Source organism: Flammeovirga pacifica (assembly GCF_000807855.2).
Lineage (GTDB): Bacteria > Bacteroidota > Bacteroidia > Cytophagales > Flammeovirgaceae > Flammeovirga > Flammeovirga pacifica.
The window spans coordinates 4,888,566-4,902,787 of sequence record NZ_JRYR02000001.1 but is presented as its reverse complement, the minus strand read 5'-3'; the positions used below and the strand labels follow the sequence as shown (position 1 = coordinate 4,902,787).

The window sequence follows — 14,222 nt, the reverse complement described above, 5'->3', positions numbered from 1 at the left end:
AAATTTCTATCAAAACGAAAAAGTACCAATTTCTTTGGTAAAAAGAAGATTAATTAATCTATTATCAACCTTTGAAGATGTTTCAGGTAATAAAGAGAAGCTCAACTTTAGTATATCAATTCCTTTTGATCCTAAGAAGGATTTCAAAAAAACTTCAAGAGTAGTAGTAGAGGTACCGAACGAGGAAGAAATCGAAGATGAAATCGTAATTGAAATACCAGAGGAGTTTGAAGAGTTCTATAAATAAAATTATTTAAAACACTATAACATTAGCTAATCTCCATCCATCGGTCGACACGCCCGCTGGTCGTAGTTTAGCAATTTAGTTTATTGGGAACAGGTAAAAACAAAAAATATTATGAAACTGAAATTGGTATTACTATTGATAAGCATAACATTATCACATAGTTTAATTGGTCAAGAGAGTAAAGAAATTCAATACGACCAGATTTATCTAAGTATCAGCGATGAATCATCGGACTTTTACTATCCAAAATTATTGGAACGTATGTTTCAACTTGATACTTTATTGACAGATGAAGAATATCATCACCTTTATTATGGATATGTGTTCAATGAAAGTTATGACCCATATGGAGAAACGAGTCAGAATGATGAGTTAGAAAAATTAGACAATTCAGAAGATGAATGGACGGAAGAACAGATGCATAGGTATATTTCTTTGGCTAATAAATCCTTGGTCGAATTTCCTATTGATTTGAGATTGATAAACATGCTTGCATATTGTTATAAGTTGAATGGTCAAGAAGAAAAATGCAATCAACTATCTATAATTTTCCATGGTTTTCTGAGAACTATTATTAATAGCGGAGATGGGGTTACATCTGAAACTGCTTTTCATGTTATCTCCACAAGTCATGAATATGTATTAATGATGATGTTTGAAATGAGTTTTGTTTCTCAATCATTGATAGATGAGTGTGATTATCTTGAATTAAAGGAAAATGAATATTCCGTAGAAGGTTTATATTTCAATGTAAGCAAGATTTTAGAACGCAATTTGGAATTAATGAAGAAATAATGCACACTACAATGGCTCATACCCAATATATCTGCCGCAGGCACAACACTGGCACACTGGGCATAGCCGCACCGTTGTGTAGGATTAATATCGAATGCTAAAAGAGACAATAAAACATATCGTATCATTTGACACAGAAACGCTTAATCTGTTTACAGATCTGTTTTCGGAAGTTCAGTTGAGAAAAGGGACTATCTTTGCCAAAAAAGGCGAATATTCAAAGAAAATAGCTTTTGTAAAGTCAGGAGTGCTACGAGCCTATTACAGCAATGAACAAGCAATAGAATACAACAAAACTTTCTTTACTGAAAACAACTTCGTTGGGGCCTACTCCGCTCTTATTACCCAAGAAAAAAATCTAATTGACATAGACTGCCTAACGGATTGCAGTTTGTTAGTAGCTACCTATCATGAGATAATAAAACTCTATGACCAACACCCTCAAGTAGAGCGTTTATCTCGAATCTTAGCCGAGCAGTTTTTTGTAAGAAAAGAAAAAAGGGAAATAGAACTTGTAACCCTAGAAGCCAAAGAGCGCTATGCCATCTTTCAGCAGGAACATCCACAACTCGAACAGCTTATTCCCCAATATCACATTGCCTCCTATTTAGGTGTAAGTCCCACCCAGTTGAGCAGGATTCGAGCTAAGAAATAAATTTTTCACACTTCCTGATTCCTTTACATATGTAAATGGAATCTTTTTCAGAAGCCCTGACCTTTGTGGTAACATTTATTATAAAAGCGTCAGATGAAATTATCTAAAAATAAAATCCTTATCACAGGAGCTACGGCAGGTATTGGCGAAGCATTACTCAATAAGTTCCTAAACCTTGACAATCACATAATTGCCTTAGGTAGAAATGAAGTAAAGCTCAAAGAATTAGCCCAAAAAGATGAACGAATTATTTCGTTTCCTTGTGACATCTCAAAGGCTGAAGACTTGGATAAGCTTATACTATTTATAAAGCAACAGCACCCAGACACCAATATCCTAATCAACAATGCGGGTATTCAGTACAATTATCATTTTGCAGAAGAACCCCAACTGCTGGACAAAATAGAGCAGGAAATCAACGTTAATTTCTTAGCTCCTCTCAAACTCATCGCTCTGATATTGCCGATTCTAAAAACCAATGACAATGCCTCCATTGTCAATGTATCATCAGGTTTAGGTTTAGTACCGAAAAGGCAAGCACCCGTGTATTGCGGAACGAAAGCAGGTATTCATATTTTTTCCAAAGCCCTGCGTTATCAACTCCAACACACTAAAGTTTTTGAAATTATTCCTGCTTTGGTAGACACAGAAATGACCTCAGGTAGAGGAAAAGGGAAAATATCACCTGAGCAATTAGCCGAAGAGTTTATCACAGCTTTCAAAAAGGATAAGTACGAAGTGAGCATAGGAAAGGTAAAGCTCTTGAAAATCATCCATCGCTTATTTCCTTCTCTGGCAGAGAAAATAATGAAAAAGGGAGGCGAAGAATAAAAGCTATAAACCAAATCATCAATCAAGTTTAATCAAAAAAAACAGTTCAAAATGAAAAATATAAAAATCATCATCCCATTTCTGCCCCTTTTCATTTCCATTTCAGCTTTTGCTCAAAATAGAAAAGTACTTTTTGTGATGAGTGAAGCAGATACACTACTATTGAAACAAGGTAAAAAGAAACGTCAAACAGGCGTATTTCTTAATGAGTTTTATCAGGCTTACAAAGCCATAGCAGACAAAGGCTATACAATAGATTTTGCCACTCCTACAGGAAAAAAAGCAACTATTGACCAAGAAAGTTTAGATGATGATTATTGGAAGATAAAACCCAAAATGAAAAAGGAAGCGATCGACTTTTGGGAAAATAGTTATGCTTTTTCCAACCCGATGACTTTAGAAAAAGCTATCAAACAGAAAGATGAATACATCGGCCTAGTCATACCTGGCGGACAAGGGTTAATGGTTGATTTGATTTATGATAAAAACACACCCGAACTCTTAAAATCGTTTGCAAGGGACCAAAAAGCCATCGGTTTGATTTGTCATGCACCTGCTTTAATTACCAGCATTCCTAAGAATGAAAACCCTTTTGCGGGATATACTTTCAATTCAGTCACACCTTTTGAAGAATTTTACATCGAGAAATTCATTATGAAAGGAAAGCCCAAAAACAGAAAGATTGCCAAGCAGCTTAAAAAACTTGGGTTAGAATATGAAAAAGGTGGACCAGGGAAAAGTTTTGCGATTAGAGATAGGAATTTAGTCACCAGTCAAAATCCATATTCAGGGGATATATTTAATCAACTCTTCCTGAATTTACTAGAATAAACAGAAGAATAACTCCACACAACGATATGTATAAGCAATAACGGTTTAGGTGCAAACTTGAACCGCTTTTGCATTTTAATAAGTATCTTGCTATCTGACATTTTAGTGGGTTAAAACCCGCTACTGTTCATACACCGAACATTGGGTACAAGTCAGCAAACTAGAAAGACATAATTTCAATTAATTAATCCATTTATACATTCACTTTTTATTTATCTTTTTACTCCTTAAAAAATCAAAAATATGAGTTCAGAATTAAATAAAAATACTGATGACTTTGATAAAGTTTTATCCGCAAGACAACAGGTTTATAAGAAAGTTAATTCAATTTTAATTTTCAGACCAAGTAATAGAAGTAGTCTACTCCTTTTCTATATAAAACGACTACTAAAGTGGTTCGTATTTATTGCATTTATTCAACTGATAGCCATTGTTGTAAATTTTCTTTTAAAAGAACCTCTTCTGAATGAAATAAAACTAACTTCAGGTTTCTCTTTTCTACTTTCTCTAATTGCCGTTTTTAGGGAAAGTAAAATCGAAGAAATTAGAATAGATACTTCTAAAGAGTTATTAATTCTAGAATACGGTCGTTTTCTTTTTACAAATGAACAATGTGTATTTTCTCTAAACGAAGTTCATCTCAAAACTAACTATCGTTGTAGTGTACTTAAGATTAGTGGAGCGAATAGACTAGATTTTAATGTAAGTAAACAGCATGGCTATTTAAGTGAAGACTTAAATAATATTGTGTCTATAATTAAGGAATTAAAAAATAAAAAAGAAGCATAATAATTAGGACTTAGTTTCGTCTAAAATCCCTGGTTAAATTAAGGCATTGGGTTGAAATTTGAAGTCAGTAGCAAACTTAGTATAGACATTCCCATAGAATCCTCACCTCTTTTTTATCAAAACATTTCACCTAAGAAAACAACTGATTTAAGAAAGTAAAGGAGTAAAAAAAAGGATAAAAACTTTCATAAAAAACCATCACAATTTCTTGATAAATAATGTCATACTAATTACCTTGTTGTTACCTTTCAATCATTTTACAGCAAACTTTTTTTAGGGATTGAAAGTGTTTTTTACTATTGGATATGTGCCATATGGCGTATATCCAGAAAATTTGGACGGATAAACGCCATTGTGTTTATCCAGTGTTGCCAGTAATTTGAAAAGAGCATATGATTACATTAAAAACATTATCAAAATCAGATATTTTTCCATTCCATAATTGGATTAATGATGATGATGTGATTAAATATTCTTTATCGCTATTTAGAAAAATTAATACTGAAAAGGAAATTGAAAACTGGTATTCAGAATTGATGAGAAATGAAAATGATATTACACTAGGAATATTTTTAGAATCGACAAATAAGTTAATTGGATATGCTGGAATTTGTGGCATTTCGGAGACAAATAAATCTGGTGAGTATTACATTTTCATAGGTGAGAAAAAAGTATGGGGAAAAGGAATAGGAACAAAAGTTACTGAACAGATTTTAAAAATTGGATTTAACGATTATAAATTGAACCGAATTATGCTAACAGTATCAGAACCCAATATTGGTGGACTGAAAGCGTATGAGAAATCTGGATTCAAAATTGAAGAGCGATTAAGAGAAGCCTGTTTTCGAGACAATGAATTTCACGACAAATTAATAATGTCTATTTTGAAATCAGAATGGAAAAAAAGAAAAACTACTAGCAACATTTTGTATAAGTAATGGCAACAATTATGATGAAGATTACCTTAATATTGAGCATTATATTAATGAGTTTTTTTTCAGCCAATGCTCAAAGAAATAGTTATTCAAATTTGAGTAGTTTCAAGATTGAAAGAACGTCTTTTGAAACAAGTAAAGTTCAAGATTCAACTTATAGGTTTTGTGAACAATGTAAATGCTCTGAAAGTTATCCGTTTTTTACAACGCGCCCAATTGACTGGAAAATTGTCTCAAAAACTAATGAAATTGAAGATACTGATAAACCTCTTGTATTTTCTCCCCAAAACCTTAAAAGATTAAAAGTCGAGTTTATAGAATCTGTTTTTGAATCTGAAAAGATGAATTTATATTTTAGGGGACAAATATATAGTGAAAATCTTGATACTATAGAAGGTTTTAAAGTCTTTGTTGGCGTACGAGTAGATACAATTTGTAGCTTAGATATAACTTGTCATCATTGTGAAAAAAATAAGTTTAAGACTGTTGATTTTCCATCATTTTATCTAAAAGAAAGTACAGAACTAGACATTAATTTAACCAAAAAGGAAAATTATTTATTTGACTTCACAATAAAAATAACTCCTAATTCTTTTCTTATATTTCAAATGGAAGGATTTTATACTGAAATTTATCGAGTAGATAAAATATTAAAAGGCAAGTAAATAGTAACTATTACCAATATCATCTAACAGATGGACTTAATTCACATTTGATTCGACTATTTACAATGGCTATGAAGAGGACAAAACGGAGTTGCAGAAGATTTTTATAAATCCTGAACTGATGAGTTTGTTAATCGAGAAGGAAATCATATGACGTTTTACAATAATTAAGGCTTAGTTTGGTCTGACAGACCTAAAATTAAGCTATAGTTGAAAATAGGTAGTGGGTAAAGTTTGAAGTCAGTAGGAAACTTAGGCTAGAGATTTCATTGAACCCCCTACTCTTTTTTTATCAAAATATTTCACCTAAGAAAACAACTGATTTAAGAAAGTAAAGTAAAGTAAAAAAAGAGGATAAAAACTTTAGTAAAAAAGCCATCACAATTTCTTGATAAATAATGTCATACTAATTACCTTGTTGTTACCTTTTAATCATTTTACAGCAAACTATTTTTTTAGGGATTGAAAGTGTTTTTTACTATTGGATATGTGCCATATGACGTAGATTCTTAAAATTTAAGGGATAAACGCCATAGCGTTTATCCAATGTTAGCATCAATAATATAGTATGAGAATTTCAAAAAAGCTGAAAGCAAATTATCGAGTTTGGCAAACAATTCCATTATTCTTTTTAATTATTTCAGTGATTGGAGAGTTATTAGAAGTTATTCGACCTTATTTAGAAAACAGTATATTAGGTGTTTTATCTTTCTTATTTAACCATGCTGGAATATTAAATAAAATGTTACTTTCAATAGTTATATTTTATTATTATTGGTCTTTTACAATTTGGAAAAAAACAACAAAGAAAGAAGAAAAGAAGATATTTAAGATTATCATTATAATAGCTTTAATAATTATCGATTTAATTATAGTTCTTTTACTTCTTTCTGTCCCTTTATCTACTGTTTTTGTTAATTTCACATTAATAACCTTTTTAATCTTTATTGTATTACTATTTAGTATTTTGTTTCCACTTTTTTTAGCAATAAAATCTTTAAGAAAAATAAATTCTGATCATGAATCTAATCTTGAAACCTTCTACAAAATATTATTATTACCTATTTCAATAACAGAAATTAAACAAAAAATTAAAGATGCTAATCGAGTAGACCGCCCCGTCAGTAAAAACTGACAGGGAGAGCCTCTCACACCACCGTACATACGGGTCTCGTATACGGCGGTTGGCTACTTTTCGGTTGCCTTAGTGTAAATATCTATCATGGAAATGTAACCTCTTTGTCTTAACCTACCCAACGTAATTGTTGTGTTAAGAATAGGACTTTGAGCTACAGCCCAACCACCTTTTCGCGTTCGACTCCATGCATATGCCTGACCTTGAGGAATACCTAAACGGATTAAGTTTTTACGCTTACGTTCGGGTTTCTTCCAGTCGTGCCAAATGCAGTAACGAAGCCTATTTCGAAGCCATTCGTCTAACTTTTTAAGTTTCAACTTGATGCTTCCTAGCTTAAAATAATTCACCCATCCACGTTGCACTTCTAGAAGTTTCTTGATGCGTTCGTCAAAACTCATAGGTTTGGTTTTACAAGTGACCTCTTTTAGAGAATACTTCAATCTTTCCCATGCTTTTTGCTTAGCCACTAACTGAAATTTCCCTTTAGTACCCTTCTTATAACTAGGAACAAAAGTGTAGCCGAGTACCTCAAATTGATGCGGTTTTCTTAGCCCACTTTTCTCTCTATTTATTGGGAGTTTTAGATGTTCTTTTAGAAAACAATAGATACTATTTCCTACACGTTTGGCTGCTTTTGCAGACTTTGTGTAGATACTGAAATCATCAGCAAATCGTATAAAAAGTAAACCTCTAGCTTCTAGAGTTTGATCTAATTCATGTAAGACAATATTAGAAAGTAACGGACTTAATGGACCTCCTTGAGGAACACCTTTTTGTCTTTTCTGTAATTTCCCTTGAATTAAAATAGGAGCTCTTAGAAACTTTCGAAGTAATTTCATGACTATTGTGCATTTTACTTTTCTATACACTAGTTCTAGTAAAATACTATGATCTACTTCGTCGAAGAAACTTTTCAGATCAATATCTATAATTTTCTGATAGCCATTATTGATATAAGCTAGCGATGTTTGAAGTGCTTGATGTGCACTTTTATTGGGTCTAAATCCATAACTATGTGTAGAAAAATCTTTATCAAAAATAGGAGATAATACCTGGAGCATTGCTTGTTGAATAAGTCGGTCCTCAACAGTAGGAATACCAAGAAGTCGCTTCTTGCCATTAGGTTTTGGAATTTCCACCCCTTTTATAGGTTGTGGAAGAAACCGACCTTCTAGTAGAAGTTGCTTTTTGATAGGCCATGTCTTGTTAAGATGAAAGTGCAATTTATCGAGGGTCATTCCATCGACACCAGCACCACCGCCATTACTAAAAACACGCTTATAAGCGTTATACATGTTTATTTTTGATACAACTTTTTCTATCATAATCTACATTAAAAATTCCTAGTCTCTCTTCTTTAAGGCTAACAAGAAATTCCACTGCTGTGTCAACATTTCTTGCCTCCATTAAAAATTTGAGACACTGTAACCTTCAGTCCTTCAGTAAGGTGAGTTCTCCGAAACTTGTCGGTACTTTTATTACCTACTACGACCTCGGCTGACTTCTCTTGTTGAACCTGCAACGAAGAGATCTCCCCAAGTAAGGACACCTTCTTTCCATTGATCACTGCTACATCTACATCATTAAGCCACAGCATAGTCGTGGAGCTAGATCGCCTTTGGACTTCACAAAGATGTGCTTGCTCATCCCATTAATGATGCCTCTTATGTAGTTTCTGTTCGTCAGTACCAACTTTTGCCGTTTGACTTACTTCAGTGCATTCCTCACGGAAAACCACCTTGTCACTTGCTAATGCTTCGGGATCGTACCCCGCACATAAGGGACTTGCACCCTCTAGAAGATTATTATATCTTTAAAATAAAATAAGGCTGTGTCCATTTTGGGCACACACAAAAACTAAACTCCATTCAAGGTTGACGCAACCGTTAACGTAGTTTAGTCAAAACGTTGTGTTTAAAGAAGACAAAAAGATGCTGTTTTGTTTTGAACACTTAATACTATAGATATATCATGAAAAATGAGATTATTGACTGTTATTTTGGAGATTTTATACCCGCTTCAGGACGTTCGCATTTGGTTTTAGTTGGCTAGAAAGATAATCATGGTTTTTATTGCGAAAAGTATATATTACTTGAAGAGTTGGAAGGGAGCTATACACATATTGGAGAAGCCGTCAATAGTCCTAGAATTCATGGTATTATTGATGACTTATCTGAGTTTATGAAAAACCAAGGTTTAGAGCATGCAAAAAGCATAATCTACTTTGAAGCATATAAAGAACTTGAAAAGAAAAGAGATACGGGTTTCTTTTTGCAAGAAATCATTTTAAGAAAAACAACACATACTTCTTTACTCATGTATATGAAGCGCAAGTCAGAGACACAGCTTAATTGGATTGAAAAAAACACAAAACCCAACAAACTAAAAGAATTAATCAAACTTCATAAAGCCGTAAGTGTGACTTATAGCAGGTTTGACAGTCGTGAGCCATTGTAAGTCTTAGTTGAAGAGATTAGGGATGCAATTCGTTATGTTTAAAGTGTGTAGTGTGTTATAAGTTAGAAAACAGAAAAAGACTATTTTTTTTGAATCAAAATATAAAAAGTAATATATTTACTTATAGACAGAAACATGTATAAGATCTATCTAAGCGATAGCCCGTGACCCAGGTGGGTATTACCTTTTGGTTAATTTAATAACGAAGGGGAATTGGCGTTCGAGTCCCAGCGGGAAAGCATAAGTTTGTTTTCCCACTGGGATTAGCTTAAAACCAGTTATGACACGTAATGAAGCAGAGTTTAGGAGAAGAAAAGAAAATACGGACTTCTTGCAGTTCAGTATTCAAACTATAGAGAATGACATCAAGTCAAGAATTAGAAAAATAGCTATAGAGGCTAGTCAGCCTACAATAGATAAACTAACAGATGAGTTAGACGCGTATACTGCTATTTTAATTGGATTGACTGGCGTATGGTCAGAAGCACTAATTAAGCATCTTGTTCTTGATAACGGGGTGTTTAATAACACTCAGGCTCAAGCAATCATATCATCAACAGCTCTGAAAGAAAAGTGGTTATTGACATATAAGTGCGCATTGACAAATGCGTATAGTATTCCTACAGCTCGAGCAAACTTAATTGCTTCGAAGGAAGAAATAAGGCGTTTTTTTGTGACAAATACTAGAAATAGTAATCAAGTCAATAATACCTATGGTTTCATTGAAGAAATCATGGAAGAGGTTCGTGATTTTAGGAATAAAATCCAGCATGGAGACTGGAAGCATGGTTATACTAAAAATAGCGCAAGAGTTTATGTATTTGACGATTCGGCTACTCAAAGTCTGAGAAGTAAGAACCTCTTAACTGAGAGGCTTCGTAGACATCAAATCAAACAATTATATCTAATGATATTTGATTTGTACTCTTTTAGGCGTTTGGGGAAATTTAGAAAGGACAATTCATCTAAACCCTCGATTTATTTTTTCCCAAAGAGATATGGACAACTGAAGAAGCTTAAAGGCGAAATCAGGCGAGTTGATTTTTCGAAGTATGTTAATGACATGATGTATAGGGAGCAACAGGGTAAGTTGTGGAGAAGGCGACAGACAGGCTATCTATCTTGGCTGTATAAAATGATAGGTTTTTTGCGAAAAAACTGAAGGGGACTCAAATCATAAAGTTTATGTAAAGAATAAACATAATAATTAGGGCTTAGTTTGGTCTGAAAGACCTAAAATTAAGCCCTAGTTGAACAAAGGCGGTAGGTTATACATTGAAATCAGTAGGAAACTTAGGGTAGACTTTTCATTAATTTGAAAGGTCTTTTTTGTAATCAATTTTTCAATGATTCTTAAAACTTCCTTTCTACACACCTTTTTACCTCTAAAGAAGCATAGAAAAATACTTGAAAATCCTCAATTTAAAAAAGTAGAGGGTGTAAAAACCTATGCTTACTTTCATAAGCAAAAAATTAGAGAAATATGGAATTAATTGATTATTGTGGTATTGAGGTTTTCCTTTTTGGGAGGAGCTCTTTGTGAGGCAAAACGTGGCATAATAACCATTGTCCTTTCTCCACAACACGGACACTTTTTAGGATCATATCCCAGTTTTTCAGTCGATATTTTAATCCAATCCCATTCCTTAAATTTAGGAGACTTTTGCCCAATGGATGTTCTTATTTGATCAATCCTCTTTTTCTTTACAGCTCCATTGTAAAATCCAAAATGCCTTATTCTTCTAAAACCTTTTGGGAGAAGATGTCTGACATACCTTTTTATAAACTCAACATCCGAGAGTGTCATTTCTTTTAAGTGTTTCAGAATTTTGAAAATAATTTTCACACTTCAATAGAAAGGATTTTGGGTATAGAAACATTTCGTTTTCAAATAGGTAATGAATGGTACGATTATCTCTTTTACTTTACCTGAGGAATTACCATAATGTTTAAAGATGGAGATGTAGTGTATTGTCTTTCTTTGAGAAAAAGTAAATAATCATTAATTTGATCATCGGAAAGTTCAAGTGATATCTTTTTAAAATACAATGAAATACTAGCGATAGTTCGGATGTAGTTTTGAAAAGTAGAAGTAGATTTTCCGCTGAGAGTCATGTTTTGATACACTTGATCAAACATGTTTTTGAAACCCGGAACAACACGTTTCGCTTTTTCGACTATTGTCTCTTTTTTTCATCTTAGTAAACTATTAGTTATAAAATCAATTAAGATATAAAGGTAAGAAATTGTGGGCTTTAGCTAGCGAAGCTTTTGTGCAACAAAATGTATAGTACAGCACTTTGGGATACTCACCAAATACAAACTATTAAGATTAATGAAAAAAATCATAACCACACATTTCATAGCAATGCTGATTCTATTTATTCTATTATCAGGATGCAACAATGATCTATTATCAGGATTTGACAATGAAATAAATGATCATAATGAGGCACTCGAAAACAATATTTACAGTTACACCGGCACTGGACTAATACTAGAAAATGCCTTTTGGAGAGTAAGAAAATTCCAAAGTGTGTGCAGAGGTACATGCTGGGTTGGCGACTACTATACAGCAGGTGATTCAACTGTGAATAATTTAATATACACCAAAATAAGATTGAAAAGTATACATAAAAATCAACAAGAACAGATCAAAGATGAGTTCATTTCATTAGTTCGAAACGATCATAAAAACAACAAAGTTTTTCGTTTACTTAATGACGGTACCGAACAATTAATGTACGACTTTAATATGAAAGTTGGTGACACTATCAAAATTTCTAGTGATAAATCAATTGTAGAAAGCATTGATGATTACATATTCGAAAATGATACTTTGAAACAATTTAATTTAGTACCAATTCAAGACGAAGAGTGGGTTAAAAAATTCAATTTCTCTATTATCGAAGGAATTGGAAGTACTAATGGACTATTTCAAGGTGTTTCAATCTCATACGTTAATTATGATGGAAGTAATCTTGAGTGCTTTTCGGTGGGTAATTTGGTCTACAAAAAAAACAGCACTTGTAACAAATTTGACTTTGATTATTACTGGTTTGACTAATAAATAAACATAATAATTAGGGCTTAGTTTGATCTGAAAGACCTAAAATTAAGCTATAGTTGAACATAGAGAGTGGGTAAAGTTTGATGTCAGTAGGAAACTCAGGATAGACATTTCATTGAATCCCCTCAATTTTTACTCAAAATATTTCACCGAAGTAAACAACTGATTTAAAAACGTAAAGAAGTAAAAAAAGAGAATAAAAGCTTTCATAAAAAGCCATCACAATTTCTTGATAAATAATGTCATACTAATTACCTTGTTGGTATCTTTCAATCTTCTAACAGCAAACTATTATTTTAAGAGATTGGGAATATTTTTTACTATTGGATATGTGCCATATGGTGTATATTCTTAATATTTAAGGGATAAACACCATAGCGTTTATCCAATGTTAGCTCCAATTATTGATTCGATAAATTTTTATATTATATGTTTATTAAAATGAAGTACTTATTACTATTATTAAGTTTACTATTAGTAAGTAATGTTCTGTATTCTCAAAAAAGTATTGATAATCAAATTAATAAAATAAGGAACCATTATTATGGTTTTAACTCAGATTTAAAAAAATTTGATAAAGTAATTTTATCCGGTAGTAAAGTTGTAGCATATTTTAATAATGGGGTTCCAGAAAAGATAGTTGTTAGATTTAATAATGTACATACTCAGGAAATATACACAAATCAAAATGGGGAGCTTTTATTTATATATGAAAAGTCAAATTTAGTTGAAAATAGATACTACTACGATAATGATACCGTATTCACATCATTGATTGAAGAATTAATTTACCCAAGGTCTATAAGGATATTAACTAAAGATGGTGAATTAGATCTTGTAGAGGAACCAGAGTTTTTAATTGAAGGGTTAGACAAGGCTTCGCTCGCAATTGAACTATTCAGCCATCTATCAAAAGTGTCAAAAGACTTGAAAATAGATGGAGTTATTGAAAAAGTGATTAACATACGAATAGAAATTGAAGAGGCGAAATTTGACTCACGCAAAAGTGAAGAAAATACAAGCACCCCTAATGAAGATGGTAATTTCTCATTTGAGTATGTCACAAAATCTAAAAGTAATAATCAAATTATAAAAAAATTTTTTCGGAATGGTATTGACACTGGTCACTCATTTATAAGCTCAAATACTAAAGGTTATTTTTACTCTAGGAATAATGAATTAGTTATTGAAACAAATAGTAATGATTTAGAATATTTTGGGAGCTATGATAGCACTATTTTAGATAGAACAAGTGGACTTACATCTAATGTTGTAAGAATTTTTTACGAGAATGGAAACATGATTTATGAGGATAAAGTATTTACATATAACGGCAGAATACTTAAATGTTTGTAGGGGGGGAGCCTAAAAAAGGAGCTAATCGAGTAGACCGCCCCGTCAGTAAAAACTGACAGGGAGAGCCTCTCACACCACCGTACATACGGGTCTCGTATACGGCGGTTGGCTACTTTTCGGTTGCCTTAGTGTAAATATCTATCATGGAAATGTAACCTCTTTGTCTTAACCTACCCAACGTAATTGTTGTGTTAAGAATAGGACTTTGAGCTACAGCCCAACCACCTTTTCGCGTTCGACTCCATGCATATGCCTGACCTTGAGGAATACCTAAACGGATTAAGTTTTTACGCTTACGTTCGGGTTTCTTCCAGTCGTGCCAAATGCAGTAACGAAGCCTATTTCGAAGCCATTCGTCTAACTTTTTAAGTTTCAACTTGATGCTTCCTAGCTTAAAATAATTCACCCATCCACGTTGCACTTCTAGAAGTTTCTTGATGCGTTCGTCAAAAC

General features: G+C 32.7%; 16 protein-coding genes and 1 pseudogene. 13 read left to right on the top strand and 4 right to left on the bottom strand.

All coding sequences use genetic code 11. The annotated features are described in order from the left end of the window. The 9 genes from NH26_RS19580 to NH26_RS19540 form a co-directional block, all read left to right on the top strand. The coding region (locus tag NH26_RS19580) for a hypothetical protein (protein ID WP_158021972.1) at positions 1-247 on the top strand (247 nt) is incomplete at its 5' end. Between the two features lie 111 nt (positions 248-358). Continuing rightward, positions 359-1,042, top strand: coding sequence for a DUF4919 domain-containing protein (locus tag NH26_RS19575; RefSeq protein ID WP_052432330.1), 684 nt, complete (start codon positions 359-361; stop codon positions 1,040-1,042). A gap of 94 nt (positions 1,043-1,136) precedes the next feature. Next, complete coding sequence (locus NH26_RS19570; protein WP_052432329.1) at positions 1,137-1,697, top strand: Crp/Fnr family transcriptional regulator; 561 nt, start codon at positions 1,137-1,139, stop codon at positions 1,695-1,697. Between the two features lie 93 nt (positions 1,698-1,790). Beyond that, a complete protein-coding gene (locus NH26_RS19565; RefSeq protein ID WP_044229855.1) occupies positions 1,791-2,528 on the top strand; it encodes an SDR family oxidoreductase in 738 nt (245 codons plus the stop codon). Between the two features lie 51 nt (positions 2,529-2,579). Further along, positions 2,580-3,359 carry a type 1 glutamine amidotransferase domain-containing protein gene (locus tag NH26_RS19560; RefSeq protein ID WP_084812252.1) on the top strand — a complete coding sequence of 260 codons (780 nt, stop codon included), beginning with the start codon at positions 2,580-2,582 and terminating at the stop codon, positions 3,357-3,359. A gap of 243 nt (positions 3,360-3,602) precedes the next feature. Next, positions 3,603-4,148 carry a hypothetical protein gene (locus NH26_RS19555; RefSeq protein ID WP_044229852.1) on the top strand — a complete coding sequence of 182 codons (546 nt, stop codon included), beginning with the start codon at positions 3,603-3,605 and terminating at the stop codon, positions 4,146-4,148. Positions 4,149-4,540: 392 nt separating this feature from the next. Further along, positions 4,541-5,086 carry a GNAT family N-acetyltransferase gene (locus tag NH26_RS19550; RefSeq protein WP_044229849.1) on the top strand — a complete coding sequence of 182 codons (546 nt, stop codon included), beginning with the start codon at positions 4,541-4,543 and terminating at the stop codon, positions 5,084-5,086. After that, positions 5,086-5,748 (top strand): hypothetical protein, encoded by a 663-nt coding sequence (locus NH26_RS19545; protein ID WP_044229846.1) that lies wholly within the window; start codon positions 5,086-5,088, stop codon positions 5,746-5,748. The genes NH26_RS19550 and NH26_RS19545 overlap by 1 nt, the downstream gene beginning before the upstream one ends. A gap of 568 nt (positions 5,749-6,316) precedes the next feature. After that, entirely contained in the window at positions 6,317-6,883 is a 567-nt protein-coding gene (locus NH26_RS19540; RefSeq protein WP_044229843.1) for a hypothetical protein, read from the top strand. Between the two features lie 53 nt (positions 6,884-6,936). Here NH26_RS19540 and ltrA read toward each other — a convergent pair whose 3' ends face one another. Continuing rightward, complete coding sequence (ltrA, locus tag NH26_RS19535) at positions 6,937-8,181, bottom strand: group II intron reverse transcriptase/maturase (RefSeq protein ID WP_242427308.1); 1,245 nt, start codon at positions 8,179-8,181, stop codon at positions 6,937-6,939. 805 nt (positions 8,182-8,986) lie between these two features. Between ltrA and NH26_RS19525 the strand changes: the two genes are divergently transcribed. After that, positions 8,987-9,343, top strand: coding sequence for a hypothetical protein (locus NH26_RS19525; protein WP_044229936.1), 357 nt, complete (start codon positions 8,987-8,989; stop codon positions 9,341-9,343). Between the two features lie 280 nt (positions 9,344-9,623). After that, positions 9,624-10,505: a hypothetical protein gene (locus NH26_RS19520; protein WP_044229933.1), complete on the top strand. Its 882-nt coding sequence runs from the start codon at positions 9,624-9,626 to the stop codon at positions 10,503-10,505. A 327-nt stretch (positions 10,506-10,832) separates the two neighbouring features. Here NH26_RS19520 and NH26_RS19515 read toward each other — a convergent pair. Together NH26_RS19515 and NH26_RS19510 are read right to left on the bottom strand one after the other, a co-directional pair. After that, positions 10,833-11,153, bottom strand: a pseudogene (locus NH26_RS19515) (transposase); the annotation flags it as partial. A 110-nt stretch (positions 11,154-11,263) separates the two neighbouring features. Then, positions 11,264-11,482: a phage integrase N-terminal SAM-like domain-containing protein gene (locus NH26_RS19510; protein WP_044228773.1), complete on the bottom strand. Its 219-nt coding sequence runs from the start codon at positions 11,480-11,482 to the stop codon at positions 11,264-11,266. A 196-nt stretch (positions 11,483-11,678) separates the two neighbouring features. On the opposite strand from NH26_RS19510, the gene NH26_RS19505 reads away from it, so the two are divergent. Further along, positions 11,679-12,410, top strand: a complete 732-nt coding sequence (locus NH26_RS19505; protein ID WP_044228777.1) for a hypothetical protein — start codon at positions 11,679-11,681, stop codon at positions 12,408-12,410. Positions 12,411-12,854: 444 nt separating this feature from the next. Beyond that, positions 12,855-13,769 carry a hypothetical protein gene (locus tag NH26_RS19500; RefSeq protein WP_139263179.1) on the top strand — a complete coding sequence of 305 codons (915 nt, stop codon included), beginning with the start codon at positions 12,855-12,857 and terminating at the stop codon, positions 13,767-13,769. A 109-nt stretch (positions 13,770-13,878) separates the two neighbouring features. Here NH26_RS19500 and NH26_RS19495 read toward each other — a convergent pair. Further along, the coding region (locus NH26_RS19495; protein ID WP_317040941.1) for a group II intron maturase-specific domain-containing protein at positions 13,879-14,222 on the bottom strand (344 nt) is incomplete at its 5' end.

Bases quoted from the DNA above. Each gene is read 5' to 3' on its own strand.
- NH26_RS19570 (WP_052432329.1), top strand. From the start codon at position 1,137: ATGCTAAAAGAGACAATAAAACATATCGTATCATTTGACACAGAAACG.
- NH26_RS19520 (WP_044229933.1), top strand. From the start codon at position 9,624: ATGACACGTAATGAAGCAGAGTTTAGGAGAAGAAAAGAAAATACGGAC.
- NH26_RS19510 (WP_044228773.1), bottom strand. From the start codon at position 11,482: ATGTTTGATCAAGTGTATCAAAACATGACTCTCAGCGGAAAATCTACT.
- NH26_RS19540 (WP_044229843.1), top strand. From the start codon at position 6,317: ATGAGAATTTCAAAAAAGCTGAAAGCAAATTATCGAGTTTGGCAAACA.
- NH26_RS19560 (WP_084812252.1), top strand. From the start codon at position 2,580: ATGAAAAATATAAAAATCATCATCCCATTTCTGCCCCTTTTCATTTCC.
- NH26_RS19555 (WP_044229852.1), top strand. From the start codon at position 3,603: ATGAGTTCAGAATTAAATAAAAATACTGATGACTTTGATAAAGTTTTA.
- ltrA (WP_242427308.1), bottom strand. From the start codon at position 8,181: ATGTATAACGCTTATAAGCGTGTTTTTAGTAATGGCGGTGGTGCTGGT.
- NH26_RS19575 (WP_052432330.1), top strand. From the start codon at position 359: ATGAAACTGAAATTGGTATTACTATTGATAAGCATAACATTATCACAT.
- NH26_RS19505 (WP_044228777.1), top strand. From the start codon at position 11,679: ATGAAAAAAATCATAACCACACATTTCATAGCAATGCTGATTCTATTT.
- NH26_RS19545 (WP_044229846.1), top strand. From the start codon at position 5,086: ATGGCAACAATTATGATGAAGATTACCTTAATATTGAGCATTATATTA.
- NH26_RS19500 (WP_139263179.1), top strand. From the start codon at position 12,855: ATGAAGTACTTATTACTATTATTAAGTTTACTATTAGTAAGTAATGTT.
- NH26_RS19550 (WP_044229849.1), top strand. From the start codon at position 4,541: ATGATTACATTAAAAACATTATCAAAATCAGATATTTTTCCATTCCAT.
- NH26_RS19565 (WP_044229855.1), top strand. From the start codon at position 1,791: ATGAAATTATCTAAAAATAAAATCCTTATCACAGGAGCTACGGCAGGT.